At 66.8% G+C, this 25,576-nt stretch carries 24 protein-coding genes and 2 tRNA genes; 13 read left to right on the top strand and 13 right to left on the bottom strand.

The annotated features are described in order from the left end of the window. Nucleotides 1–18 precede the first annotated feature (18 nt). Nucleotides 19–576, top strand: a complete 558-nt coding sequence (efp, locus tag ACF3ND_RS05055) for an elongation factor P (RefSeq protein WP_394064858.1) — start codon at nucleotides 19–21, stop codon at nucleotides 574–576. Between the two features lie 74 nt (nucleotides 577–650). Here the strand turns inward: efp and ACF3ND_RS05050 are convergent, their stop codons facing one another. Beyond that, nucleotides 651–2,177, bottom strand: coding sequence for an aldehyde dehydrogenase family protein (locus ACF3ND_RS05050; protein ID WP_394064856.1), 1,527 nt, complete (start codon nucleotides 2,175–2,177; stop codon nucleotides 651–653). Nucleotides 2,178–2,419: 242 nt separating this feature from the next. Between ACF3ND_RS05050 and ACF3ND_RS05045 the strand changes: the two genes are divergently transcribed. Next, nucleotides 2,420–4,246, top strand: a complete 1,827-nt coding sequence (locus tag ACF3ND_RS05045; protein WP_394064854.1) for a sigma-54-dependent Fis family transcriptional regulator — start codon at nucleotides 2,420–2,422, stop codon at nucleotides 4,244–4,246. On the opposite strand, the gene ACF3ND_RS05040 is transcribed toward ACF3ND_RS05045, so the two are convergent. The 8 genes from ACF3ND_RS05040 to ACF3ND_RS05005 form a co-directional block, all read right to left on the bottom strand. Further along, the gene (locus ACF3ND_RS05040; RefSeq protein ID WP_394064852.1) at nucleotides 4,197–4,655 is read right to left on the bottom strand and encodes a DUF1178 family protein; all 459 of its coding nucleotides are present in this window, start codon (nucleotides 4,653–4,655) and stop codon (nucleotides 4,197–4,199) included. The genes ACF3ND_RS05045 and ACF3ND_RS05040 overlap by 50 nt on opposite strands. 90 nt (nucleotides 4,656–4,745) lie before the next feature. Continuing rightward, on the bottom strand, nucleotides 4,746–6,458 hold the full coding sequence (locus ACF3ND_RS05035; RefSeq protein WP_394064850.1) for an ABC transporter ATP-binding protein: 1,713 nt from the start codon (nucleotides 6,456–6,458) through the stop codon (nucleotides 4,746–4,748). Then, the gene (locus ACF3ND_RS05030) at nucleotides 6,455–7,912 is read right to left on the bottom strand and encodes an ABC transporter permease (protein ID WP_394064848.1); all 1,458 of its coding nucleotides are present in this window, start codon (nucleotides 7,910–7,912) and stop codon (nucleotides 6,455–6,457) included. The genes ACF3ND_RS05035 and ACF3ND_RS05030 overlap by 4 nt, the downstream gene beginning before the upstream one ends. Nucleotides 7,913–7,919: 7 nt before the next feature. Next, the gene (locus ACF3ND_RS05025) at nucleotides 7,920–8,897 is read right to left on the bottom strand and encodes an ABC transporter permease (protein ID WP_394064846.1); all 978 of its coding nucleotides are present in this window, start codon (nucleotides 8,895–8,897) and stop codon (nucleotides 7,920–7,922) included. After that, nucleotides 8,897–11,083: an ABC transporter substrate-binding protein gene (locus ACF3ND_RS05020; protein ID WP_394064844.1), complete on the bottom strand. Its 2,187-nt coding sequence runs from the start codon at nucleotides 11,081–11,083 to the stop codon at nucleotides 8,897–8,899. Before ACF3ND_RS05020 ends, ACF3ND_RS05025 begins: the two co-directional genes overlap by 1 nt. Then, nucleotides 11,077–11,658, bottom strand: a complete 582-nt coding sequence (locus ACF3ND_RS05015; RefSeq protein WP_394064842.1) for a thermonuclease family protein — start codon at nucleotides 11,656–11,658, stop codon at nucleotides 11,077–11,079. Before ACF3ND_RS05015 ends, ACF3ND_RS05020 begins: the two co-directional genes overlap by 7 nt. A 93-nt stretch (nucleotides 11,659–11,751) precedes the next feature. Continuing rightward, nucleotides 11,752–13,356 (bottom strand): acyl-CoA dehydrogenase family protein, encoded by a 1,605-nt coding sequence (locus tag ACF3ND_RS05010; protein WP_394064840.1) that lies wholly within the window; start codon nucleotides 13,354–13,356, stop codon nucleotides 11,752–11,754. Between the two features lie 43 nt (nucleotides 13,357–13,399). Continuing rightward, a complete protein-coding gene (locus ACF3ND_RS05005) occupies nucleotides 13,400–14,404 on the bottom strand; it encodes a magnesium and cobalt transport protein CorA (protein ID WP_394064838.1) in 1,005 nt (334 codons plus the stop codon). Between the two features lie 91 nt (nucleotides 14,405–14,495). Between ACF3ND_RS05005 and ACF3ND_RS05000 the strand changes: the two genes are divergently transcribed. The 7 genes from ACF3ND_RS05000 to ACF3ND_RS04970 all read left to right on the top strand — a co-directional run bounded on the left by ACF3ND_RS05000 (nucleotide 14,496) and on the right by ACF3ND_RS04970 (nucleotide 19,138). Further along, on the top strand, nucleotides 14,496–14,870 hold the full coding sequence (locus ACF3ND_RS05000) for a DUF423 domain-containing protein (RefSeq protein WP_394064836.1): 375 nt from the start codon (nucleotides 14,496–14,498) through the stop codon (nucleotides 14,868–14,870). A 58-nt stretch (nucleotides 14,871–14,928) separates the two neighbouring features. Then, nucleotides 14,929–15,966: an adenosine deaminase gene (locus tag ACF3ND_RS04995; protein ID WP_394064834.1), complete on the top strand. Its 1,038-nt coding sequence runs from the start codon at nucleotides 14,929–14,931 to the stop codon at nucleotides 15,964–15,966. Further along, nucleotides 15,959–16,558, top strand: a complete 600-nt coding sequence (locus tag ACF3ND_RS04990; protein ID WP_394064832.1) for a DNA-3-methyladenine glycosylase — start codon at nucleotides 15,959–15,961, stop codon at nucleotides 16,556–16,558. Before ACF3ND_RS04995 ends, ACF3ND_RS04990 begins: the two co-directional genes overlap by 8 nt. A 48-nt stretch (nucleotides 16,559–16,606) precedes the next feature. Continuing rightward, nucleotides 16,607–16,927, top strand: a complete 321-nt coding sequence (locus ACF3ND_RS04985; protein WP_394064830.1) for an I78 family peptidase inhibitor — start codon at nucleotides 16,607–16,609, stop codon at nucleotides 16,925–16,927. 6 nt (nucleotides 16,928–16,933) lie between these two features. After that, nucleotides 16,934–17,341, top strand: a complete 408-nt coding sequence (locus ACF3ND_RS04980) for a PaaI family thioesterase (protein WP_394064828.1) — start codon at nucleotides 16,934–16,936, stop codon at nucleotides 17,339–17,341. A gap of 160 nt (nucleotides 17,342–17,501) precedes the next feature. Then, nucleotides 17,502–18,101 (top strand): NAD(P)H:quinone oxidoreductase, encoded by a 600-nt coding sequence (gene wrbA / locus ACF3ND_RS04975; protein ID WP_394064826.1) that lies wholly within the window; start codon nucleotides 17,502–17,504, stop codon nucleotides 18,099–18,101. 26 nt (nucleotides 18,102–18,127) lie between these two features. Continuing rightward, on the top strand, nucleotides 18,128–19,138 hold the full coding sequence (locus ACF3ND_RS04970; protein WP_394064824.1) for a glutathione S-transferase family protein: 1,011 nt from the start codon (nucleotides 18,128–18,130) through the stop codon (nucleotides 19,136–19,138). Here the strand turns inward: ACF3ND_RS04970 and ACF3ND_RS04965 are convergent. Next, nucleotides 19,135–20,304, bottom strand: coding sequence for an L-lactate dehydrogenase (locus ACF3ND_RS04965; RefSeq protein WP_394064822.1), 1,170 nt, complete (start codon nucleotides 20,302–20,304; stop codon nucleotides 19,135–19,137). The two genes, ACF3ND_RS04970 and ACF3ND_RS04965, sit on opposite strands and share 4 nt — an antisense overlap. A gap of 294 nt (nucleotides 20,305–20,598) precedes the next feature. Here ACF3ND_RS04965 and ssuD point away from each other — a divergent pair, with 294 nt between their 5' ends. From ssuD to ACF3ND_RS04945, 4 genes are all read left to right on the top strand, one after another. Then, the gene (ssuD, locus tag ACF3ND_RS04960; protein ID WP_394065782.1) at nucleotides 20,599–21,726 is read left to right on the top strand and encodes an FMNH2-dependent alkanesulfonate monooxygenase; all 1,128 of its coding nucleotides are present in this window, start codon (nucleotides 20,599–20,601) and stop codon (nucleotides 21,724–21,726) included. A gap of 172 nt (nucleotides 21,727–21,898) precedes the next feature. Beyond that, nucleotides 21,899–21,975, top strand: a tRNA-Arg gene (locus ACF3ND_RS04955). A gap of 126 nt (nucleotides 21,976–22,101) precedes the next feature. After that, a tRNA-Arg gene (locus tag ACF3ND_RS04950) sits at nucleotides 22,102–22,178 on the top strand. Nucleotides 22,179–22,312: 134 nt separating this feature from the next. After that, a complete protein-coding gene (locus tag ACF3ND_RS04945; RefSeq protein ID WP_394064820.1) occupies nucleotides 22,313–22,648 on the top strand; it encodes a hypothetical protein in 336 nt (111 codons plus the stop codon). Between the two features lie 51 nt (nucleotides 22,649–22,699). Here ACF3ND_RS04945 and ACF3ND_RS04940 read toward each other — a convergent pair whose 3' ends face one another. The 3 genes from ACF3ND_RS04940 to ACF3ND_RS04930 are packed head-to-tail and all read right to left on the bottom strand — an operon-like array spanning nucleotide 22,700 to nucleotide 25,575. Beyond that, nucleotides 22,700–24,136, bottom strand: a complete 1,437-nt coding sequence (locus ACF3ND_RS04940) for an NAD(P)(+) transhydrogenase (Re/Si-specific) subunit beta (protein WP_394064818.1) — start codon at nucleotides 24,134–24,136, stop codon at nucleotides 22,700–22,702. Continuing rightward, the gene (locus ACF3ND_RS04935) at nucleotides 24,133–24,453 is read right to left on the bottom strand and encodes an NAD(P) transhydrogenase subunit alpha (RefSeq protein ID WP_394064816.1); all 321 of its coding nucleotides are present in this window, start codon (nucleotides 24,451–24,453) and stop codon (nucleotides 24,133–24,135) included. Before ACF3ND_RS04935 ends, ACF3ND_RS04940 begins: the two co-directional genes overlap by 4 nt. 3 nt (nucleotides 24,454–24,456) lie before the next feature. After that, complete coding sequence (locus ACF3ND_RS04930; RefSeq protein ID WP_394064814.1) at nucleotides 24,457–25,575, bottom strand: NAD(P) transhydrogenase subunit alpha; 1,119 nt, start codon at nucleotides 25,573–25,575, stop codon at nucleotides 24,457–24,459. Nucleotide 25,576 lies beyond the last annotated feature (1 nt).

Here is a 25,576-nt window from a genome sequence, read left to right as displayed (position 1 = left end):
CATTCGGAGTTTTTTTTAATGAAAATCGCACAAGAATTGCGCGTTGGCAACGTCGTGATGGTCAATGGTGACCCTCTGGTCGTTCAGAAAACGGAATACAACAAATCCGGTCGTAACGCCGCAGTCGTCAAGCTGAAATTCAAGAACCTGCTGACCGGTTCGAACAGCGAAGCCGTGCACAAAGCCGACGAAAAATTCGACATCGTCATGCTGGAAAAGCGCGAGTGCACCTACTCGTACTTCGCCGACCCCATGTACGTCTTCATGGACGAAGAGTACAACCAGTACGAAGTCGAAGCCGAAAGCATGGGCGACGCCCTGAACTACCTGGAAGAAGGCATGACCGTGGAAGTGGTCTTCTACGAAGGCCGCGCCATCTCCGTGGAGCTGCCCACCATCATCGTGCGCGAAATCACCTACACGGAACCCGCCGTCAAGGGCGACACCTCCGGCAAGGTGCTCAAGCCCGCCAAGATCAACACCGGCATGGAAATCAGCGTGCCCCTGTTCTGCAACATCGGCGACAAGATCGAGATCGACACCCGCACCGGCGAATACCGCAGCCGCGTAATGTAAGTCCGCGTTCGACTCCGAGAAAAACCGCAGCGCCTGCGCGCTGCGGTTTTTTCGTTTTTGAAGACTGAAAAAGATCAGAAGAAGCCCAGCGCCTGATCGCTGTAGCTGACCAGCAGGCACTTGGTCTGCTGATAGTTGCCCAGCGCCACCTTGTGCGTCTCCCGGCCTATGCCGGACTGCTTGTAGCCGCCGAAGGCCGCGTGCGCCGGGTACAGGTGATAGCAATTGGTCCAGACCCGACCGGCCTGCACGCCGCGCCCCACGCGATAGGCTCTCGAGCCGTCGCGGCTCCATACCCCCGCGCCCAGCCCGTACTCCGTGTCATTGGCAATGGCGATGGCCTCGTCCTCGTCCTTGAAGGTGGTGACGGCGGCGACCGGCCCGAAGATTTCCTCCTGGAAGGTACGCATGCTGTTCTTGCCCAGCAGCATGGTGGGGCTGACGTAGAAACCCTCGTCCAGCCCCTGGCCGGGCCGGTTGCGCTGTCCTCCTATCAGGCAGTCGGCCCCTTCCTCGCGACCCAGGTCGATATAGCCCAGGATGCGCTCCATCTGCTTTTGCGACACTTGCGCGCCCACCATGGTCCCGGCATCCAGGGGATTGCCCGTCCTGATGCGGCCCACGCGCTCCAGCGCCCGCTCCATGAAGCGCTCGTAGATGGATTCCTGCACCAGGATGCGCGAGGGGCAGGTGCAGACTTCGCCCTGGTTCAAGGCGAACATGGTCAAGCCTTCCAGCGCCTTGTCGAAGAAGGCGTCCTCGGCCTGCATCACGTCCTCGAAGAAGATGTTGGGGCTCTTGCCGCCCAGCTCCACGGTGGCGGGAATCAGCCGGTCAGCGGCCGCGTGCAGGATCTCCTTGCCTACGGGCGTGGAGCCGGTAAAGGCGATCTTGGCGATGCGCGGCGAGGCCGCCAGAGCGTGCCCGGCCTCCTTGCCAAAGCCGGTGACCACGTTGACCACGCCGGCAGGCAGCAGGTCGCCGATGATCTCCATCAGCAGCAGGATGGAGGCCGGCGTCTGCTCGGCGGGCTTCAGCACCACGGGGCAGCCGGCCGCCAGCGCCGGGGCCAGCTTCCAGGCAGCCATCAGCAAGGGGAAGTTCCAGGGAATGATCTGGCCCACCACGCCGATGGGCTCATGGAAGTGGTAGGCCACCGTCGTGGCGTCGATGTCGGAGATCGCGCCCTCCTGCGCCCGCAGGCAACCGGCGAAGTAGCGGAAGTGGTCCACGGCCAGCGGCAGATCCGCGGCGCGCGTCTCGCGTATGGGCTTGCCGTTGTCTATGGTCTCGGCCACCGCCAGGCGTTCCAGGTGCTGCTCCATGCGGTCGGCAATGCGCAGCAGGATGGTGGAGCGTTCGGCCGCCGAGCTCGCCCCCCATTGCGCCCGCGCCTTGTGGGCGGCGTCCAGCGCCAGCTCGATGTCGGCGGCGCCCGAACGCGGCACCTGGCAGAACACCTGGCCCGTCACCGGCGAGACATTGTCGAAATACTCGCCATCGACCGGCGGCACCCAGCGTCCGCCGATATAGTTGTCGTAGCGGGACTTGAAGGGGAACTCCAGGTCCAGGCCCAGGGATTTCAGGTCTGACAGATTCATGATGTCTCCTTGTGGAATGGTCGGACGCGCCGGCGAGCGCTCCGCGGATGAAGATCGTTCGTCGTCTTCGTCTCGTCTTGTATCCAAGCAAATAACGTGCCAAGCAACATAGCGGATGTCCCGACTCGTTGCCCGAGCAGCCTGCCGCCATAATGAGCAGACCTCCAGGCGCATGATGCGACAGCCGCTGTCGCACGCCGCAACCGCTGTCGCACGCTGCGACACCCACCCGGAGCGTCACCATGTCTTTTCCGTCCCCCTTCCACCCGCAGGCAGATGAAGTCCTGTGGCGCCAGTCCTGGGAGCGTTGCCGCGCCCTGGACCGGGAATTGAGCCAGGAGCCCCGCGACCTGAGCCAGGGCGCCTTGCGCCAGTTGCTGGAGCAGCAGCACAGCCTGCTGCATCATTCGGCGGCCGCCCTTCAGGAGCTGGCCGCCCTGGTGCGTCCGCACCACAGCCTGGTGCTGCTATGCGACGCCCAGGGAACCGTGCTGCAACAGGCCGGCGACCCGCATTTCCTGGAGCGCGCCGACCGGGTCGCCCTGCGCGCCGGCGTCAGCTGGGCCGAACACCACCGCGGCACCAATGCCATAGGCACGGCGCTGGTGACCGGCCAGGCCATACGCATACACGGACAACAGCACTACCTGCCCGGCAACCGCATCCTGAGCTGCCACGGCGCTCCCATACGCGATCCGTACGGTCAGGTCGTCGGCGTCCTGGACATTTCCGGCCCCGCCGACCTGGAGCACGGCTATGCCCTGGACATGGCGCGCCTGTATGCGCGCCAGATCAGCCGGCAGATGCTCCAGGCGCTGTGCACACCCGCGCGCCGCCTGCTGCATCTGCATACGGACCCGGCCCTGCTGGACGGTCCGTTCAGCGGCCGCCTGCTGGTGGAGGACGGCCTCATCGTCGCCGCCGACGAAGTGGCTGCGGCCCTGCTGGGCCAGGACTGGCAATCGCTGCCCGGCCTGGATCTGGAGGCCGCGCTGGAGCAGGCGCGCGCCGCGCGGCAATCCGCCAAGCTGCATGTCCGCCCTTCGGCGCCCGCACGCCCGCTCCCCGCCCCGGCCGCGCCCCAGGGACCGATGCTGTCGGATCAGCAACAGCACGCGCTGGAGCCCGCCTTGCGGGCCCTGCGCATGGGTCTGTCCGTGTTGCTGAGCGGAGAAAGCGGCTCGGGCAAGGAACTCCTGGCGCGCGAGCTGCATCGCCGCCACCGCGCCCGCCCCGGCCCGTTCGTGGCCATCAATTGCGCCGCCCTGCCCGAATCCCTGATCGAAGCCGAGCTGTTCGGCTACGAGGCCGGCGCCTTCACCGGAGCGCGCCGCCAGGGCTACGCCGGCAAGCTGCGCCAGGCCGACGGCGGCGTGCTGTTCCTGGACGAGATCGGGGACATGCCGCTGGCCTTGCAGAGCCGCCTGTTGCGCGTGCTGCAGGAACGCGAAGTGCAGTCCCTGGGCTCGGACCAGACCCATGTCCTGGATTTCCGCCTGATCAGCGCCAGCCACCAGTGCCTGGAGACGCTGGTACGCCAGGGGCGGTTCCGCGCCGACCTGTTCTTCCGCCTGCAGGATTACACCTGCCGCGTCCCCGCCTTGCGCGATCGGCCCGACCTGGGCCCCTACATCCTGCGCGAACTGGCCAGGCTGAGCGGAGAAAACCCCGCCCCGCGCTTGCAGGACGAGGCGCTGGAGCGCCTGCGAAGCTACGATTGGCCGGGCAACTACCGGCAGTTGCGCTCCGTGCTGCTGCAGATCATTTTGCAGGACGCGCCTGGCCGGGTCTGGAACGCGGCGCAGTTGCCCGCCCTGCCCCGGCTGAGCCAGGACGCGACCGCCGCGCCTCCCCCGTCGCACCCGGCCGCGCCCCAGGGAACGACGCTGCGCGAACGCGAACAGGCCGCCCTGCGGGAAGCCCTGGAAAGGCACAAGGGGAATGTGTCGCAGGCGGCGAAGGCCCTGGGCCTGCATCGCAGCACCGTCCACCGGCGCCTGAAGGAAATGGAAAACGGCCCTACTGCAGGCGATCGTCGTCCAGGAAATCCGGGATCGGCATGGCGATGATGCCGTCCTCGGCCAGCTCCTGGTACTGCTGCAGGGTCGCCTGGCCGCGGATCGAGCGCTGGCGCGCCTGGCCTTCGTGCATGCGCCGGGCTTCCTCGGCGAACCGGGCCCCGACGTCGTCCGACTGGCGGATCATGGAACGCAGCTGCTGCAGGAACTGCCCCTGGGCGTCCTGCATCCGGGCTTGCGGCGGCGCGGGATTGTCCATGGGCGCCGGGAGGTCCGCCGGGGCCTGGGCGCCTACATTGATGCGCGGCGCGGACAGCTTGCGGCTGACCTGGCGACTGTCGCAGACCGGGCAGCACAGCAGCCCTTTTTGCAACTGCTCGTCGTAGCTGTCGCGCGAGCTGAACCAGCCCTCGAACACATGACCGTGTTCGCACTCGAGATCAAAAACCTTCAGGCTCATGGTTTATTCATCAATCACTGACCAGACAGTCCTATTGTAGACACATACAGGAGGCACAGATAGCCGCCGGACGCCGTACGCCGGACTCATTCATCCTGATCCGGCCAGGCTGCGGCGGCCGGGGCGCCGGGCGGCCGGCTCGACCTCCAGTCTGGGCACGGCGGCCAGCAAGCGCTGCGTCTGCTCCTGCCGGGCATGAAACAGCACCTGCTCGGCGCTGCCCTGCTCAACGATGCGCCCCTGCGCCATGATGGCGATGCGGTCGGCCAGGTACTCGACCACGCCGAAATTATGCGTGATGAACAGATAGGCCAGACCCAGCTCGGCCTGCAGCTGGCGCATCAGGTCCAGTATCTGCGCCTGCACCGACACGTCCAGCGCCGAGGTCGGCTCGTCGCAGATCAGCACCGCGGGCTCCACCGCCAGGGCGCGCGCGATGGCGATGCGCTGGCGCTGCCCGCCCGAAAACTCGTGCGCGTAGCGCTCCAGCGTGTTCTTGGGCAGGCCCACCTGATCGACCAGGGTCGCCACGCGCTTGCGCCGCGCCGCGCCGTCCAGGTCCGGGCGCAGCGCGGACAGGCCCTCCTGGAGAATGTCGCCCACCATCATGCGCGGGTCCAGCGATCCGTACGGGTCCTGGAAGATGATCTGCAGTCGCGACCTGAGCTGCCGCAGGGCCTTGCCTCTGGCCGCCAGCACGTCCTGCCCCAGCAGCCTGACCCGGCCGCCGATCTCGGCCTGGCTGTCCAGCAGGCGCATCAAGGCGCGCGCCACCGTGCTCTTGCCGCAGCCGGACTCGCCCAGCAGGGCCAGGGTTTCGCCCTTGTGCAGCTGCAGGCTCAGGTCCTTGACCACCGGCACGGGCGGCAGGCGGCGCCACCAGGAGCCCGACTGGCGGTAGGCCACGGACAGGGCCTCGATCTCCAGGACGAGCCCTCCCTTTTCGGGGGGTCGTCGGGGCTCGGGCGCCGCCTCCCTGGAGAGCGGACGCCCGCGCTTGTCATACGTGGGGATGGCGCCCAGCAATTCACGCGCATAAGGATGCGTGGGCCGCAGGAAGAACTGGCTGGCCAGGCCCGATTCCACGATCTGGCCATGGCGCATCAGCGCCACGTAGTCCGCGTACTGGCGCACCACCGCCAGATCGTGCGTGATCAGCAGGATGGCCAGCCCCATTTCCTTCTGTATGTCGGCCAGCAGCTGCAGGATCTGCGCCTGCACCGTCACGTCCAGGGCGGTGGTGGGTTCATCGGCCACCAGCAGGTCGGGTTCGGCCGCCAAGGCGATGGCGATCATGATGCGCTGCTTCTGTCCGCCCGAGAACTGGAAGGGAAAATCGTCGTAGCGCTGCTCGGCGGCCGGGATGCCCACGCGCTTGAGCCAGCGCACCGCCGCCGCGCGCTCCTGCCCGGCCGGCGCCACGCGGTGCCGGCGTATGACCTCGCTGATCTGCCGGCCGACGGACATGACCGGATTCAGGCTGGTGGACGGCTCCTGGAAGATGACGCTGATGCGCCGGCCGCGCACGTCCTGCATCTGCTCCTCGGCCAGCAGCGGCAGGTCCAGGCCGTCCAGCTCGATGGCGCCGGACTGCATCCAGGCGGCTTCGGGCAGCAGGCGCAGGATGGCCATGGCCGTCATGCTCTTGCCGCAACCCGATTCGCCCACCAGGGCGAAGGTTTCGCCCTTGCGCACCGCCATGGACAAATTGCGCACCACGCTTTGCACCCCGGCGTCGGATTGCACGCGCACTTCCAGGCCCTGGATATGCAGAACGGAAGAACTGCCGGATGGGCTCGTCATGGCTTGGTGTCTCCAGCGGGATGGCGCAAACGGACCGCACGGAAGCGGCGCGTGCGGGGATCGAAGGCCGCCTGCACCGCGTCGGCGAAGATATTGGCGGACAGCACCAGCGCCAGCATGAAGGCGAAGGCGCCGGCCAGCCCCCACCAGATGATGGGATCGCGCGACAGCTCGCTGCGCGCGGCGTCGATCATGCGCCCGAACGAGGGCATGCTGGGATCCACCCCTATGCCCAGGTAAGACAGCACGGCCTCATACAGGACCAGCCCCGAAAACTCCAGGATCAGGGTGATGAGGACGATGTGCATGACATTGGGCAGCAGGTGACGGAACATGATGCGCAAGGGGCTGACGCCGAAGGCCTGGGCGGCCTGCACATAGTCCAGCTCGCGCAGCTTCAGCACCTCGGCGCGCAGCAGGCGGCACAGTCCCGCCCACCCCGTGAGTCCCAGGATCAGGCACAGCATGAACAGGCGCAGGTCGGCGCGGGCCGCCACGGTGTCGAAACTGTCCGGGTGCGTGTCTATGTACACCTGCATCATCAGCACGCAGGCGGCGATCAGCAGCACGCCGGGAATCGAGGTCAGCGTGGTGTAGATGTACTGGATGACATCGTCCACCCAGCCCCTGAAGTAGCCGGCGGCCAGTCCCAGTATGATGGCCGGCGGCAGCATGGCGAAGGTGGTCAGCGTGCCGATGACCAGGGCCGTGCGCACGCTCTTGAGCGCCTGCCAAAGAATGTCGTTGCCGGTGCGGTCCGTGCCCAGCACGTGATAATTGGCGCTCAGGCTGATCACCACGCTCAGCGCCAGGCCGAGCAGGCAGGCGCTGATCCAGACGGCCCGCCAGGGCACCAGGCCCTGGCCCTGCCACCAGTAGGCCCAGGCGCCGCCCCAGCCCGGTTCCAGGGCCTTGCGCCGCCCCCACAGGGTCAGGGCCAGCGCCAGCAGCAAGCACCAGCCCGCTCCCCAGGCCAGCCCCCGCAGGGCCAGCCGCCGGACGTCCTGGTGATGGGCCTGGATGGTATCCATGCCTACCCCGGCGTTGATCAGGCGCGGGAAGTCGCGCACCGCCTCGCCTGCGATCAGCACGGTTTCCTTGGTCAACTGAAAGCGCGCCAGGGGCGCGGAATAGGTTTTTTCCACATCCGACAGGGCGGCGCGGCTCAACAGGTCGTCCAGCACGGAACGGGCCACCGGCGCATACGTGGGCGCAGCCGCCTCCTGGCCGGGCGCCGGCGGCAGCATGGGCCGATAGTGGATGGAATCGAGCAGGCCCACCAGCAGGAAAAAAGCCAGGAAGACGGCCGCGCACATGGCCGAGGGCGTACGCGCCACGCTGGCCCAGGCCGAACGCAGCCCCGGGCGGCGCGCCACGCGCAGCGCATAGACGGCCATCGCCAGGAACAGCGCCAGCACGAAGGTATCGGTCCAGAGAAAGACGAACTGTGGCATGGCGGACTCAACTGAAGCGGATGCGGGGATCGACCAGCGTGTAGGATATGTCCGCCAGGATCAGCCCTGCTATATACAGCAGCGATCCCAGGAACACCATGGCGCGCACGATGGAGAAGTCCTGGGCATTGATGGCATCGATGGTGAAACTGCCCAGCCCCGGAATGCCGAAGAACGATTCCGAGATCAGGCTGCCCATGAACAGCAGCGGCAAGGCGGACACCGTGCTCGTCAGGATGGGCAGCAGCGCATTGGGCAGCACGTGGCGAAACAGCACCCAGCGCTCGGCCAGGCCCTTGGAGCGCGCCGTGCGCACGTAGTCCCGGCTGGCCTCCTCCAGGAACAGGCTGCGGTAGAAGCGCGATTCGGCGCCGAGCCTGGACAGAATGCCCACCAGCACGGGCAGGACCAGGAAGCGCCAGTTCTCCAGGCCCTGCACCCAGCCGGAAAACGGCACCCAGCGCAGCACCCGGGCGAACAGCCATTGCCCGGCGATGATGTAGAACAGCCCCGAGATGGACATCAGCACGACGCACAGCACGACCGCCGAAAAGTCCAGGCGGCTGCCGCGGAAAAAGACCATCAGCAGGGAGAAGCTGATGCAGACCCACAGGCCCAGAAAGAACGTGGGCAGGGCCAGGGCCAGGCTGGGCCCCATGCGGTTGCGTATCTGGTAGCCGATATCCTGCCCCTGGTCGGACAGGCCGAAATCCAGGCGCAGCAAAGGCACGGAACGTTCATAGAAGATGGTGTCGGTAAACCGTTCGCCGCCCTGCGCCTGGCCGTTGTAGAACAAGGGCTTGTCGTAGCCGCGTTCGGCCTTCCAGTTGTCTATCGCCGTCTGGCTGACACGCTGCCCGCCGATGGACAGGCGCGCCATGTCGTCGGGCGTGTTCACGGCGAAGAACAGGATGAAGGTCAGCAGGTTCACGCCGACCAGGATCAGGGCTCCGTACAGCACGCGCCGCAGCAGATAAGAAAACATCAGGATTCCTCCTTGCGCAGGGCGGCGCGGGTGCGGCGCTGGCGCGCCATGCGCCGCAGCGCCCACACCAGCGCGGCCAGCATCAGCAGCAAGGGAATGGCCGGCCACCAGACAGGACGGTTCCACTCCTGGATCCGCTCCACCCGCTGCTGCGCGTCGATGCGGTAGTACTGCAGGCTGTCGCGTATCATCAGGGAGGGCTTGGCATTGCGCACCCACACCTGATAGGCCCCGCCCGCATTGGGCACATAGCCGAACATCCAGGACGCATCGTGCTGCACCACCTTGACCATCTCGTGGATGACGGCTTCCTTGTCGGGGCCGTCGTTCAGGAAACGCATCTGCTCGTACAGCCGGTCATAAGCGTCGCTCTGGTAGTTGGCGGCGTTCTCCCCCCCATGATCCACCTTCGATTGCGGACCGTAGAGCAGAGTCAGGAAGTTCTCGGCGTCAGGATAGTCCGCCACCCAGCCCCAGATGAACATCTGCGCGGCGCCGCGCTTCATCTTGTCCTGGAAGCGGTTGTAGTCGGTGGCGCGCACCTCCAGCTGCAGGCCCACCTGGCCCAGCTGGCGGCGCATCCAGTCCACGGTGGCGTCCGAGCCCATGCCGCCCATGGAATCGTAGTACAGGATCAGCGGCTTGCCGGTGCGCGCATCGCGCCCGTCCGGGTAGCCGGCTTCGCGCAGCAGCTCGCGCGCCTCGTCCAGGCTGCGGCGCTGCACCGTCTGACCCTTGACGGTGTAGACATAGGGATTGGCCCCCTGCGGCAGCGGCTGGTATCCCGGCACGCCCGGCGGCAGCGGGCTGTGCGCCACCTGGGCCTGGTCGTTCATGAAGATGGAGACGTACTCCTCCCAGTCGAAGGCAATGCTCACGGCCTGGCGCAGCTTGCGATTGCGCTCGGCCTGCTCGGGCGTATCGCCCTTGCCCACCACCGGGTCATGCCAGTTGAAGCCCATGTAGAACAGCTGCGCCTCGGGCGCCGTGCGCAACTGCAGGCCCCGCTCCCTGTACAGCGCAGCCTTGTCGGCAGAATCGTTGGCCGCCACGGTCATGGCCACGCCGTACTCGCCGCGCTCCACCTGGGGAATGTCGTAATAGCCTTGCAGGAACTTGCCCATCAGGGGCACGCTTTCCTTCTCCAGCGAAAACACCACCTTGTCCAGAAAGGGCATGGACTTGCCGCAGTCCTCCAGCAGGCCGGCTTCCAGGTCGCCGGCCTCGCCCACGCACGGGTAGGGCTCGCCCCGGTACAAGGGATTGCGGCTGAGCACGTGGCGCCGGTTGGTCTGGGACTCGGTCAACATGAAGGGGCCGGTGCCCACGGGCCAACTGTCCAGGGTCAGGTTGTGCTGCGCCATGCGCGGCTGGCTGTAGAAGCGCTCCGCCTCCCAGGGGACAGGGGCCGTGAACGTCATGGCCAGCCAGTACTTGAACTGGGGGTACTTCCCCAGCACCTCGATGCGCAAGGTGTGCTCGTCCAGCGCCTGCACCCCTGACAGCGTGTAGGGCCGCAGGTCCAGCCAGTCGGGCCGGGGCGAGCGCTTGTCGTCCTGCGCCAACTGCTGGGCCAGTTCCTTGAAGCCGCGCACATGCTCGGCCATCACGCCGGATATGGGCGAAGCCAGGCGCGGGCTGGCCAGGCGCTTGAAGGCATAGACATAATCCTGCGCATTGAGCTCGCGCGAATCCGCATGGGGGAAGTCACCGATGCTGAAAGCGTCCCGCAGGTCCGGTGCGCGCATGGGATAGTAGCGGTACTGGCCCTGCTCGTCGCGCGCGAAGGCCGGATGGGGCTGGAAGGCGATGCCCGGCTTGATGGGAATGTCATAGCGGCTGATGGCCACCTGCTCTCCCGGCGCATCGGCCGGCAGGCGGCGGCCATTGGCGTCCAGGTAGACGGGCTCGACCAGTTCGGCGGCCGCCTTGGGAATCAGGCGGTAGGGCCGGTCCAGGTAGTGATAGCCGTACAGGGGTTCGTAGATGGAATAGGTGAACGGCGTCTCGTCCCCGGAATAGGACAGCGCCGGATCCAAGTGGTTGGGCGAACGGGTGGTGAACGCGCTGTACAGCACGTTCTCCGCCGCGCTGTGCTCCTCGTAGGGGCTGTTGACCGGCTCCGAGCAGGCGGCCAGCGCGCTGCAGCCCAGGATCAGCAGCGCCCGCCGCAGGCGGGCTAGCATTGGCCTTTCTGCCAGCACTGGTAGCGCCATTGCCAGGGCGCCACCGGCTCCTGTTCGGACCAGATGCCCAGGCCGGCGCGCCTGGCTTCACGCTCCAGGCCGTCGATGCGCGCGTCGCGCAGGAAACGGCCGCGCTTTTCGCGGTTGGCCATGGCAAGGCCGGCCTCCACCATTTTCTGATTGGCGGTCTGGCCGCCTTCCAGCAGCACGTCGCAGACGGCCCGTCCGTGCCTGTCCTTCTCGAAGCAGGACAGCCGCACGTCCTTGCCGGCCACCAGCTCGGACAGATAGCGGCGCGACGCCTCCGCATAGGGCTGGCCGGGGCGGCGTGCATCCTTGGTGGTTTCGGGAGCGTCGATGCTGGCCAGGCGCACGCGCTGCTGCTGGCGATTGTCCAGCAGCACGGTCAGGGTATCCCCGTCGGCCACCCGCACCACCCGGCCCTCCAGCTGGTAGCCCGCCGCCTGCGCCTGCCCCGCCAGCATCAGCAGCAGGGCGGCAAGTCCGCTGCGGGCGGCGAACTTTGCGCGAAGGCGCGGAGTCGGGCTCGGGCATGGCAAGGCGAAGGCAATCATGATGCGGACGATGCTCCAGGCAAAAAGCAGAATCGGGGCTAACAAATTATAGGTATTGCCCGCCCCCTGTCCAGAGCATTCTCCCCATAGGCCTCATGCGTCCAGCCTGAGCCAGGTGCGCCGGAGCCAGTCCAGAGGCCGCGCCGCGCCCTCCACGCCGAACACGGCGGCCGGGCCGCGCTCCAGCCGATGCGTCTGGAAAAGGCCGCCCCAGTCCTGCGGCGCCATCTCGCGCATCAGGCAGGCCTGGTACAGCACGGCCAGCGCCTGCGTCCAGGCGCGCCCCCCCGCCTGGGCGCTCCTGTCCATCAGCTCGCGCGCTGCATTCTCCAGGCGGGCGTCGCCCGCGCAACGGGCCTGCAGGTCCGACTGCAAGGCGGCCTGGACGGCGGGCTGGACCAGGGCTCGCTGCACGTCCAGGCACATCACGTTGCCCGAACCTTCCCAGATGGAATTCACCGGCGCCTCGCGCAGCAGGCGTGGCATGGGCCCGTCCTCGACGTAGCCATTGCCGCCCCAGGTCTCCATCGCCTCGGCGCACAGCGCCACCGCCCGCCGGCAGACCCAGAACTTGGCGGCCGGCGCGAGTACGCGCAAGACGCCCTGCGCCTGCTCATCGTCCGCCCTTTCCTGCAACTCCGTCAGGAAGAACGCCAGATGGGCCGCCGCCTCGCTCTCCAGCGCCATGTCCAGAAGCACCGCCTGCATCAAGGGCTGCTCCAGCAGGATCTTGCCGAAGGCGCGACGATGGCGGCAGTAATGCAAGGACTGCACCAAAGCCTGGCGCATCAGGGCGGCGCTGCCCAACACGCAATCGACGCGGGTGCGCGCCGCCATGCCCGCCAGCAGCGCGATCCCCCGACCCGCCTCGCCCACGCGCCAGGCCAGCGCCCCGTCGAACTCGATCTCGGCGCTGGCGTTGGAACGATTGCCCAGCTTGTCTTTCAGGCGGCGGATGCGCAGGCCGTTGAGCCCGTCGGCGACATGGCGCGGCACGAGAAAGCAGGACAACTGCTCCTGTTCACGGGCCAGGACCAGATGAGCGTCCGCCTGCGGCACCGAGAAGAACCACTTGTGACCATACAGGCGAAAGGCCTGGCCGTCGCCGTCGGCATGCGCCTGCGTGGTGCAGCCGCGCAGGTCCGAACCGCCCTGCATCTCCGTCATGCCCATGCCCAGCAGCACGCTGTGCTTGCGCGCGACGGGGCGGCTGGAAGGGTCGTACTGGCGCACTTCCAGGCGTCGCCGCCAGTCCTCGAAGCCTTCGCCCTGCAGCAAGGGCGCCGCCGCGCGGGTCATGGTCAGGGGGCACAGGGTCCCGGCCTCGATCTGGCCGTGCATATAGAAACCCGCCGCACGGGCCAGATGCAGCCCCGGACGCGGCTCGTGAGGCCAGACATGCAGGCCCTGCCCCATGCCCAGCTCCATCAGGGCATGCCAGGCCGGGTGGAAGTCCACCTGGTCGATGCGCTCCCCCTGGGGCGACCAGGGCCGCCATTGCGGCGTCTCGCGATTGGCCAAGGCACCCTGGGCCCGCCAGTGGGCGGACCCCAGCTCGCGTCCGTAGCGCTCCAATCCATGAAGTCCCGGCTGCAGATGTCCGCGCTGCAGCCAGGCCTGCAGCACGGGATCGTCCTGCAGCAAATCATCGTCGGCCAGGTCCGGCACCTGGCTTTGCAATTCCTTGTCCAGATTCATGATGCCTCCTTGCGCGCTGCGCGGCTCAGCACCCCGATGCGCGCTAAAGCCACTTGGCTTTCTTGAACTTCCAGTAAAGAAACCCGCAGACTCCGCCCATCAGCGCCAGCGCCATGGGATAGCCCAGGTGCCAGTCCAGCTCCGGCATGAACTTGAAGTTCATGCCGTAGATGCCGGCCACGGCCGTGGGCACCGCCAGGATGGCGGCCCAGGCGGCCAGCTTGCGGGTGGTGTCGGTCTGCTGCATCTGTCCTATCATCAATCCGCCTTCGAACGCGAAGGCCAGCGCCTCGCGCAGGCTGCCGATGAACTCCGAAGTGCGCGAGATGCGGTCGGCCACTTCACCGAAATAGGCGCGGCTGTCCTCGTCCACATAGGCCAGCCCCACCCTGGAGAGCCGGCGGCACAACTCCGCCAGCGGCGTGACGGCCGTATGGATGCGCAACAGGTCGCGCCGCAGCCTGTAGATGCGGCGCACGTCGCTTTCCTTGAAGCCGCGGATCAGGAACTGCTGCTCGATGGTCTCCACGGCCTTCTCCATCTGCTCCAGCGACACCAGGTACTGGTCCACGATCAGGTCCAGCAGCTCGGAGGCCACGTAATCGCTGCCGCGCTGCAGCAGTTCCGGCGAATTCTCCAGCCGCGAGCGCAGCTCCAGATAGTTGCTGTTCGAGCCGCGCCGCACCGTCATCAGAAAGCCGGGGCCTATGACCAGCTGGGTATTGCCGAACACCGGCCGCAGCTCCTTCATGCCCAGCGTGATGGCCACCACGATCAGGCAATTGCTGTACTCCACCAGCTTGGGACGCCGGTGGGGGGAGATCAGTTCCTCGATGGCCTTGGAGGGCAGACCCAGCTGCGCGCCCACGCATTCCAGCAGTTCATCGGAAGGATCCTTCAGGCCTATCCACACAAAACCGTCCTGGGCCGGGTCCCGGGCCGGCAGGCTGCGCACGTCCACCGCCTCGGCCGGCCTGCCGGGCCTGTACCGGAAGGCGGCCACCACGGAAGACTGATCGTCCTGAAGCACGGGATCCGTCGCGTTCATGCACGCTCCTTGCAGGAAAAGCTGTTTTTTTGTCTGATAATAGCATCCGCCATCACCCGCGCCGCTCCGGCGGCGCCTTGCAAGGACAGACATGAAACCACGATCCGCGATTGCCGCCGGCGCCCTGCTCCTGGCCCTGGGCGTGGGCCTGGGCGCGTTCGGCGCCCACGCCCTGCGCTCCCTGGTCGACGCCTCTTCCCTGGCCGTCTGGCATACGGCCGTGCTGTACCAGTTGCTGCACGGGCTGGGCCTGCTCCTGACGGCGGCCCTGGGCTCGCAGCTGCACCCGGCCTGGCGGGCGCGCAGCGCCGCGCTGATGCTGGCCGGCGTGCTGATCTTCAGCGGCAGCCTGTATGCGCTGGTGCTCAGCGGCGTGAAATGGCTGGGCGCGATCACGCCCATCGGCGGCGTGGCCATGATACTGGCCTGGCTGGCCCTGGCCGCAGCGGCCTTGCGCCGCCCCTGACCGGGGCGCGGCGGCTACGTATAATGGCAGGCAACATCCGTCATCCATGGAGCCCGACGTGACCGCCTCCCCCCAGTCCCTGCGCGAGTTCGTGCGCACCCTGCCCAAGGCCGAACTGCATCTGCACATCGAAGGCACGCTGGAACCCGAGCTGATCTTCCGCCTGGCCCGGCGCAATGGCGTGGACCTGCCCTATCCGGACGTCGAAAGCCTGCGGGCGGCCTACCAGTTCACCGACCTGCAGTCTTTCCTGGACCTGTACTACGCCGGCGCCGGGGTACTGATCACCGAGCAGGACTTTTTCGACATGACCTGGGCCTACCTGCGCCGGGCCCGCGAGGACGGCGTGGTGCATGCGGAAATCATGTTCGACCCGCAGACCCACACCACGCGGGGCGTGTCCATGCAGACCGTTTTCGCGGGCATCGCCGGGGCCGCCCGCCAGGCCCGCCGGGAACTGGGCGTGAGCAGCTACCTGATCCTGAGCTTCCTGCGCCACCTGAGCGAAGAGGACGCCTTCCAGACATTGGAGGCCGCCTTGCCGCTGCGCGAACAGTACGCGGACCTTTGGGTGGCCATAGGCCTGGACTCGGCGGAGAAAGGCAATCCCCCGGCCAAGTTCGAACGCGTCTACGCCCGTTGCCGCGAGCTGGGCTTTCGCCTGGTCGCGCATGCCGGCGAGGAAGGCCCGGCCAGCTATGTGCGCGACGCCCTGGACCTGCTCAAGGTCGAACGCATCGACCATGGCGTGCGCAGCGAAGACGATCCGCAGCTGATGCGACGCCTGATCGAACAGGCCGTGCCGCTGACCGTCTGTCCCCTGTCCAACCTCAAGCTCAAGGTTTTCCACAGCCTGGATGCGCACAATCTGAAGCGCCTGCTGGACCTGGGCCTGAACGTGACCGTCAACTCCGACGACCCGGCCTACTTCGGCGGCTACGTGCTGGACAACTACATGCAGACCGCACAGGCCCTGGACCTGCGGGCGGAGCAGTTGCGCACCCTGGCCGCCAACAGCCTGCGCTCGTCGTTCCTGCCGGCGCAGGAGCGGCAAGCCTGGCTGGACCGCCTGAACGCCGTGCCCGCCCATGTCTGAACAGACGCTCTGGCTGCCGCGCGAGTTCTTCGCGCGCGACGCGCGCATCGTCGCACTGGAGCTGCTGGGCAAGACGCTGGTGCTGGACGACGAACGCGGCCGGCGGCAGGCCGTGATCGTGGAGACCGAAGCCTACCTGGGCCCCCAGGACCAGGCCGCCCACAGCCGGCGCGGCATCACGCCGCGCACGCGCGTCATGTTCGGTCCGGCCGGTCACGCCTACGTCTACCTGATCTACGGCATGCATCACTGCGTGAACCTGGTCAGCGGCGTGGAAGGCGACGGCACGGCGGTGCTGCTGCGCGCGGCCCACATGCCCGGCGCTCCGGCCCCATCGCTGTCCGGTCCGGGCCGCCTGTGCCGCGGCCTGGACATCGACCGGCACTACAATGGTGCCGATGTCTGCACCCCGTCCCTGCACGTGCTCGATGCGCCGGCCCTGACGCTGGAGCAAGTGCGCATCGGCCCCAGGGTGGGCGTGGACTATGCCGGCCAATGGGCGCACGCGCCCCTGCGCTACGCCATCGCCGGCCATCCGGATGTGTCGGCCGGCTGGGGCTCCAAGGCAAGGCGCCCTAGGCAGCAGACGTAGAAAAGGTATCATTGATTCTTCAGGCTTGATGTTTTCAAGGATCTCCCCATGCGACCTTCTTTTCTCCTGACCCTGCTGCCGGCCGTGCTGCTGGCCGCCTGCACCGCCACCGGCGGCTCCTCCCCGTCCAGCGCCCCATCCTCCTCGCAGTTCGAGAATTCCAGCGGGGGCGTGTGCAACGTCGACGCCCTGAATCCCGCCGGCCAGCAGGCCGGCGACAGCCAGGTCCAGCGCCTGGTCCGTCAGTCCGGCGCGGCCCGCGCCCGGGTCCTGGTGCCGGACCGCATGTACACGACGGATTACGACGCCAGCCGGCTCAGCATCCGGGTGGACGAGCAGAACCGCATCATCTCCGTCTACTGCGGCTGAGGCAATATGGACATCCAACAAGCCCGAGAATCGCTGTCGACGCTTTTCGCGCCCTGGGTCCAGGCCCTGCGCCTGCAGGTGGAGCAGATCGGCGACGGCGGCGCGACCCTGCGCCTGCCTTTTTCCGATCAGATCACCCACGTGGCCGGCGTGATCTGCGGCCAGGTCTACATGGCCGCCGCCGACACGGCCATGGTGCTGGCCGTCAGCAGCAGCCTGGGCGCATTCCGCCCCATGACGACGGTATCGCTGAACACCAGCTTCGTGCGGCCCGTCAGCCAGGGCGACGTGCTGGTCCAGGCGCAGGTGCTCAAGCGCGGCAAGAGCCTGGCCTTCGGCGACGTGAAATTGCTGGATGAACAAGGCCGGCTGGTGGCCCACGCCACCACCACCTACGCCCTGCTGCCGGCCTGACCCGGCCGGCCCGCAAGCGCCTCCGACCACGTACCGGACTTGCAGGTCCGGCACGGCTGGCAAAGCCGCCCGCCAGACTCTATGATGCAAGCTCGGTGCGCAGCACAAGCCCTGCCTGTCCCGCACCGTTTTTCTCGGTCCTATTCTCGGAGCAGATCAGATGGCAAAAGTCCTCGTTCTCTATTATTCCGCCTATGGCCACGTGGAAAAAATGGCCCAGGCCGTCGCCGAAGGCGCCCGCAGCGCCGGCGCCACCGTGGACATCAAGCGCGTCCCCGAACTGGTGCCCGAGGCCGTGGCCAAGGCGGCCCACTTCAAGCTGGACCAGGAAGCGCCGGTCGCCACCGTGGCCGATCTGGAGCATTATGACGCCATCATCGTGGGCACAGGCACGCGCTTTGGCCGGATCAGTTCGCAGATGGCCAGCTTCCTGGACCAGGCCGGCGGCCTGTGGGCGCGCGGCGCGCTGAACGGCAAGGTCGGCGGCGCCTTCACCTCCACCGCCACCCAGCACGGCGGCCAGGAGCTGACGCTGCTGTCCATCATCCACAACCTGCTGCACTTCGGCATGATCGTGGTGGGCCTGCCCTACAGCTTCGAAGGCCAGACCCGGCTGGACGAGGTCACCGGCGGCAGCCCTTACGGCGCCTCCACCCTGGCCGGCGGCGACGGCTCGCGCCAGCCCACCCAGAACGAACTGGACGGCGCGCGCTATCAGGGCAAGCACATTGCCGAAATCACCCTTAAACTTAAGGGTTGAATATTGAAAACTTAAAGGAGTAAGGCATGGGCATGCTGGTCGATGGAATCTGGAATACCGAGGAGCCCGTCACCGGCAAAGTCTCCGGCGAATTCAAGCGCGTCCAGTCGCAATTCCGCGACTGGATCACGCCGGACGGCCAGCCCGGCCCCCAAGGCCGGAAGGCCTGGCCGGCCCAGGCCGATCGCTACCACCTGTTCGTGTCACTGGCCTGCCCCTGGGCGCACCGAACCCTGATCATGCGCGAGCTCAAGGGCTTGCAGGAACTGGTCGGCGTATCCATCGTCAACCCCGTGATGGGCGAGCAGGGCTGGACTTTCGAGCCCGCCGCCGGCGTGACGCCCGACCCGGTGATGAACGCACGATTCCTGCACCAGCTTTATCGCCGGGCCCGCCCCGACTACACCGGACGCGTCACCGTGCCCGTGCTCTGGGACAAGCAGCGCAGCGCCATCGTCAACAACGAGTCCGCCGACATCATGCGGATCCTCAACAGCGCGTTCGACAAGCTGGGCGCGCGCGAACTGGACATGGCGCCGGCCGAGCTGCTGGAGCAGATCGACGCCATGAATGCGCAGGTGTACGACGCCATCAACAATGGCGTCTACAAGGCCGGCTTCGCCACCGCTCAAACCGCTTACGAAGCGGCCGTGCAGGCCTTGTTCTCGGCCCTGGACGAGCTGGAATCCCTGCTGGGCCGCCAGCGCTACCTGACAGGCGAATGCCTGACCGAGGCCGACTGGCGCCTGTTCACCACCCTGATCCGCTTCGATCCGGTCTATGTGGGCCATTTCAAGTGCAATGTGCGCCGCCTGTTCGACTACCCCAATCTATGGGGCTACATGCTGGAGCTCTACCAGATTCCGGGCGTGGCCGGCACCGTCAACCTGGATCACATCAAGACCCATTACTACGTCAGCCACCGGCACATCAATCCCACCGGCATCGTGCCCGCCGGCCCCATGCTGGACCTGGAGCGGCCGCACGGACGCGGCCGCCTGCCCGCCCGGCCCGGGCCGCTGAACGCAGATGCTTAATAGCCGGGACGATCGAAAATATCCGGATTGAGCAGGATGGAGCGGTCCACCTTCTCCACGGACGTGCGCCCGCAGAAGGCCATGGACACGTCCATCTCGTTGGCCATGAGCTGCAGCAGGCGCGTCACGCCCGCCTGACCCGCCGCGCCCAGCGCATACAGGAAGGCGCGGCCTATCATGGCGCCCTGGGCGCCCAGGGCGCGGGCGCGCAGCACGTCCTGGCCGGAACGTATGCCGCCGTCCACCAGCACTTCGATGCGGTCGCCCACCGCCTGCGCGATGGCCGGCAGGCAGGAAATCGAGGACGGCGCGCCATCGAGCTGGCGTCCGCCATGGTTGGAGATGATGAGCGCATCGGCGCCGCTGTCCACGGCCAGGCGCGCATCGTCCGCATCCATGATGCCCTTGACGATCAGCTTGCCGCCCCAGACCTTCTTGATCCATTCGATATCGCCCCAGTTCAGGGACGGATCGAATTGCTCGGCCGTCCAGGTGGACAGGGAGCTCAGGTCCGACACGCCCTTGGCGTGGCCCACGATATTGCCGAAGGTGCGCCGGCGCGTGCCCAGCATGTTGCGGCACCAATAGGGCTTGGTGGCCAGGTTGAGCAGATTGCGCAGCGTGGGCTTGGGCGGCGTGGACAGTCCGTTCTTGATGTCCTTGTGGCGCTGGCCCAGCACCTGCAGGTCCAGCGTCAGCACCAGGGCGGAACAATTGGCCGCCTTGGCGCGGGCGATCAGGTTCTCGATGAAGCCGCGGTCGCGCATCACGTACAACTGGAACCAGAACGGCGCGCGCGTGGCCTGGGCCACGTCCTCGATGGAGCACACGCTCATGGTGGACAGGGTGAAGGGGATGCCGAAGTCGCGCGCGGCCACCGCCGCCAGCATCTCGCCGTCGGCGTGCTGCATGCCGGTCAGGCCGGTGGGCGACAAGGCCAGCGGCATGGCCACCTCCTGGCCCAGCAGGGTGGACTTCAGGGAACGGCTCTGGATGTCCACCGCCACCCGCTGGCGGAACTTCAGTTTCTGGAAGTCCTCTTCGTTGGCCCGGTACGTGCTTTGCGTCCAGGAACCGGAATCGGCGTAGTCATAGAACATCTTGGGTACGCGGCGCTTGGCCACGAGCCGGAAATCTTCGGTGCAGGTAATTTTCGAGAGGTCCATCCAGTCGGCTCCAAAACAATGGCGTAATGATGCTCGTTTGTGCCACAGGGAGCAAGCCGTCCGTGCCGGGCGAACCCGCCATGCTAGCTCGCCCGGACGACGCCGGCCAATACGGATTGGCAGGCTGCATATGAGCGCACACGCTATTTCCATATTGGAAATACGTCGTTTTTCCAGCCGTCTCGATGGCTCATAGTGAAATGGAAGACCGCTTCCGAAGAGCCGCCCATGCGTCCCCGCATCGCCGCGTCCCTGACCACCCTCTGCCGAGGAGCCCCCATGAGTGCCCAGCCGTTGTCCATCTTCTGGTTCCTGCCCACCCATGGCGACAGCCGCTTCCTGGGCACCGACAAGGGCGCCCGCCCCGTGGACCTGCCCTATCTGCAGCAGATCGCCCAGGCGGCCGACTCACTGGGCTATGAAGGCGTGCTGATCCCCACCGGCCGCTCCTGCGAAGATGCCTGGATCGTGGCGGCCTCCCTGGTCGCGAGCACGCAGCGCCTGAAGTTCCTGGTCGCGCTGCGGCCCGGCGTCATTTCCCCCACGGTGGCCGCCCGCCAGGCCGCCACGCTGGACCGCCTGTCGGGCGGGCGCGCCTTGTTCAATCTGGTGACCGGCGGCAATTCCGAGGAGCTGCGCGGCGACGGCGTGCACCTGGACCACGACGAGCGCTACGAGGCCGCCGCCGAGTTCACGCGCATCTGGCGGCACGTGCTGGAAGGCGAGACCGTGGATTACGACGGCCGCCACATCCAGGTACAGGGAGCGCGCCTGCTGTATCCGCCTGTGCAGCAGCCGCGCCCTCCCCTGTTCTTCGGCGGCTCCTCGGACGCCGCCCTGGAGCTGGCGGCCGAGCAGGTGGACATGTACCTGAGCTGGGGAGAGCCGCCCGCGCAGTTGAAGGAGAAAATCGAGACGGTGCGGGCGCTGGCCCTGCGGCAGGGCCGGCGCCTGCGCTTTGGCATACGTCTGCACGTCATCGTGCGCGACACCAACGAACAAGCCTGGCAGGCGGCGCAGGAACTGATCAGCCATCTGGATGAAGACACCATCGCCCGCGCCCAGGCCTGCCTGGCGGACTACGATTCGGTGGGCCAGCAACGCATGCGCGCCCTGCACCAGGGCAGCCGCGAACGCCTCGAGGTCAGCCCCAGCCTGTGGGCCGGCGTGGGCCTGGTGCGCGGCGGCGCCGGCACGGCCCTGGTGGGCGACGGCCCCACCGTGGCGCGCCGCATGCAGGAATACGCCGAGCTGGGCATAGACACCTTCATCTTCTCGGGCTACCCGCATCTGGAAGAAAGCTATCGGGTGGCCGAGCTGCTGTTCCCGCACCTGAGCCTGCAGGCGCCCCGCTCGCGACTGCAGCCCACCGGGGAGATCATCGCCAACGACGCGCTGCCCGCGCCCGCCGCCACGCCGTGAACCGGGAGCCGCCGCGCCGCTGCACCTCGACATCACTTTCAGGCGCGGCTTTCCGGCCCGATTGAAATGGGCCGCGGCATGGACTGCTCTCGCGCCCCCGGCATCGTCATGAAAAAAATTACGGCTACTTCGTGACAAGCCCAAAAACCCGTGTTATAGTTCTACTTCTTTAGCGGCTGTAGCTCAGTTGGATAGAGTACTTGGCTACGAACCAAGGGGTCGTGGGTTCGAATCCTGCCAGCCGCGCCAGTTTCAAGAAATCTTCCCGCCAGGCGGGAAGATTTTTTTTGAAGCAGCAAGTCATCGACGTTTATGTTCAACAGGCATGGTCGAACACTTGCAAAAACTTCAAGACGATATATAATATCCGTCTTTGCGGCTGTAGCTCAGTTGGATAGAGTACTTGGCTACGAACCAAGGGGTCGTGGGTTCGAATCCTGCCAGCCGCGCCAAATTCAAAAAACCGCGATGCAACCGCATCGCGGTTTTTTTTTCGTCCGGCACGCATTCTGCCCGACCATGCGACTGGGGTATGATCGACATCCGCCAGCACAGCCTGGTTTTCCGCCATCAAACAGGATCGAGCATGCCTCACACCACCCTACGCATTCTGCCTGCCGTCGTAGTGGCGCTGGCCGCCAAGGCCGCCGTCGCACAAGACATCAATCCGTCCACGCAACTGGCCCAGATGGGCGGAGCCATGCACGCCGCCGCCCAGATCTGCGGCGATTACACAGAGGCGCAACTGCAGGACATGAAGGCCAGGCAGAAAGAATCCATGAAAGACATGGGCCTGAGCGAAGCCGATTTCGACGCCGCCTTCCAGCAAGGGCTGGAGCGCGGCCGCAGGGATCTGGAAGGCGCCACCGAGGAGCAGCGCAAGCAGATGTGCGAAGAACTGCGTTCCGGCCCCAAGTTCTGAACGGCCCGCAGCCGGTACCCGGACCCGACGGGTCCGGGATGGCCGCCTGGTTCACAAGGCCTTGACCATGTCCTCGATGGTCTTCTTGGCGTCGCCGAACACCATCATGGTCTTGTCCATGTAGAACAACTCGTTGTCCAGGCCCGCATAGCCGGCCGCCATCGAACGCTTGTTCACGATCACCGTCCTGGCCTTGTACGCCTCCAGGATGGGCATGCCGGCAATCGGCGAGCCCGGGTCGTTCTTGGCGGCCGGATTGACCACGTCGTTGGCGCCCAGCACCAGCACCACATCGGTCTGGGCGAACTCGTTGTTGATGTCATCCATTTCGAAGACCTGCTCGTACGGCATCTCCGCCTCGGCAAGCAGCACATTCATGTGTCCGGGCATGCGGCCGGCCACGGGGTGGATGGCATAGCGTACCGTCACGCCCTGGCTGCTCAACTTGTCCGACAGTTCCTTGAGGGCATGCTGGGCCCGGGCCACCGCCAGGCCGTAGCCGGGAACGATGATGACGGACTCCGCATTGCTCATCATGAAGGCGGCATCCTCGGCGCTGCCTGACTTGACCGCGCGGCTGCCCTGCTCGGCCGAAGCCTGCGCCCCCGAGGCGTTCGCCCCGAACCCGCCCAGCAGCACATTGAAGAATGCCCGGTTCATGGCCTTGCACATGATGTAGGACAGGATCGCGCCCGAGGCGCCCACCAGGGAGCCGGCGATGATCAGCATGGAATTGTTCAGGGAGAATCCGATCCCCGCTGCCGCCCAGCCCGAATAGCTGTTCAGCATGGACACCACCACCGGCATGTCGGCCCCGCCGATGGGAATGATGAGCATCACTCCCAGCAGGAAAGACAGGGCCAGCAGCACGCCGAAGGCCCACCAGGCCTGGGTCGCGACGAACACCGCGCCGCAGGCCAGCGCCAGCAGCCCCAGCAGCAGGTTCAGCAGATGCTGTCCCTTGAACGTGACCGGGGCGCCCTGGAAGAGGCGAAACTTGTACTTGCCCGACAGCTTGCCGAAGGCGATGACCGAGCCCGAAAAGGTGATCGCGCCCACCAGCGTCCCAAGAGCCAGCTCCAGCCTGTTGCCCATGGGCAAGACGGCGCCGGACGAGCCTATGCCAAAGGCCAGGGGCTCCAGGACGACGGCGATGGCGATGGCCACCGCGGCCAGGCCTATCATGCTGTGCATGAAAGCCACCAGTTCGGGCATCTTGGTCATCTGCACGCGACGCGCCATGACGGCGCCCAGCAGTCCGCCCGCGGCCAGGCCGACCAGTACCCTGAGCAGTCCCGGCACGGCTTGTCCCGGCGCGGACAGGCTCACGATCAGCGCGGCGGTGGTCGCGATGGCCAGCGCCATGCCCAGCATGCCGAACGCGTTGCCGCGCCGCGAGGTCGCCGGATGGGACAGGCCCTTGAGCGCCTGTATGAAGCAGACCGAGGCCAGCAGATAGCACATGGTGACGGTATTCATGGAGATCATGGCCGTTCTCCTCGCGCGGCGTCCTTGCCGCCCTTCTTCTTGAACATCTCCAGCATGCGCCGGGTGACGAGGAAGCCGCCGAAGACATTCACGGACGCCAGCGCCGTGGCGATGACGCCCATGGCCTGCGCCCAGGCGCTTTCGGTCAGCGCCGCAGCCAGCATGCCGCCCACGATGATGATGGCGGAGATGGCATTGGTGACCGCCATCAAGGGCGTATGCAGGGCGGGCGTGACATTCCAGACCACGTGATAGCCCACGTAGATGGCCAGCACGAAGATGATGAGATTGATGACTACAGGGGAGATGATGTCCATGGCTCAGGCTCTCGGCTGTGGAAAGAGACGTTGGCCGGCTCGCAGCACCCGGCTGGCCTCGATGATTTCGTCGCCCTCGGGAATGTGCAGCTCGTCCGATTGGTCCTGGAGCATCAGGCCCAGGAAGTTGCGGATGTTGCGGGCGTACAGGGCGGAAGCGTCCGCGGCCACGCGGGCCGGGAAATTGGTTTCCCCCACCAGGGTCACGCCATGCCGCTGCACGATCTGGTCGGCGACGGTCAGGGCGCAATTGCCGCCGCGCGCGGCGGCCAGGTCCACGATCACCGAGCCGGCGCGCATGGACCGCAGGACGTCCTCCTCGATCAGGCGCGGCGCGGGCCGTCCCGGAATCAGGGCCGTGGTGATGATCACGTCGGCCTGGGCGCAGCGTTCCGCCACCACCCCGGCCTGCCGCTGCAGCCAGGAGGCCGGCATGGGCCGGGCGTAGCCTCCCGAACCCTGGGCCGCCTCGCGTTCCTCGTCGGTCTCGTAGGGCACGTCGATGAACTTCGCTCCCAGGGACTCGATCTGTTCGCGGGCCGCCGGCCGCACATCCGAGGCTTCCACCACGGCGCCCAGCCGACGCGCGGTGGCGATGGCCTGCAGCCCCGCCACGCCCGCGCCCAGCACCACGACGCGCGCCGCCTTGGCGGTGCCGGCCGCCGTCATCATCATGGGAAAAAAGCGCGGATACAGGGTGGCGGCCTTGAGCACGGCGGCGTAGCCCGCGATATTGGCCTGCGAAGAAAGCACATCCATGCTCTGCGCCCGCGTGGTCCTGGGTACAAGCTCCAGCGCATAGGCCTCGCACCCCGAGGGCGCCAGCCTGTCCAGGCCTGGCGCATCGTAGGGGTCCAGCATGCCCACCACCACATGCCCGGCCCGCAGCCGCGCCGGGTCCAGGTCCTGCGCGCCGACCACCAGCAGCACCGTGGCCTGGTAAGGATCGCCGATGGTCGCCCCCGCCTGCTCGTAGTCCGCGTCGGAGCAGGCGATTCCCTGCCCCGCCCCCGCCTCGACCACCACGCCGTGGCCCGCCTTGAGATAGCCCCTGACCGTCTCCGGCGTGGCGGCTACCCTGTTTTCCCCGGTCGCCCGGGGCGTGAACACACCCAGTCGCATC

Source organism: Alcaligenes sp. WGS1538 (assembly GCF_043187505.1).
In the GTDB taxonomy this organism is placed as follows: Bacteria; Pseudomonadota; Gammaproteobacteria; order Burkholderiales; family Burkholderiaceae_B; genus Alcaligenes.
The sequence above is the reverse complement of the archived record's forward strand: the minus strand, read 5'-3'. Positions and strand labels throughout refer to the sequence as shown.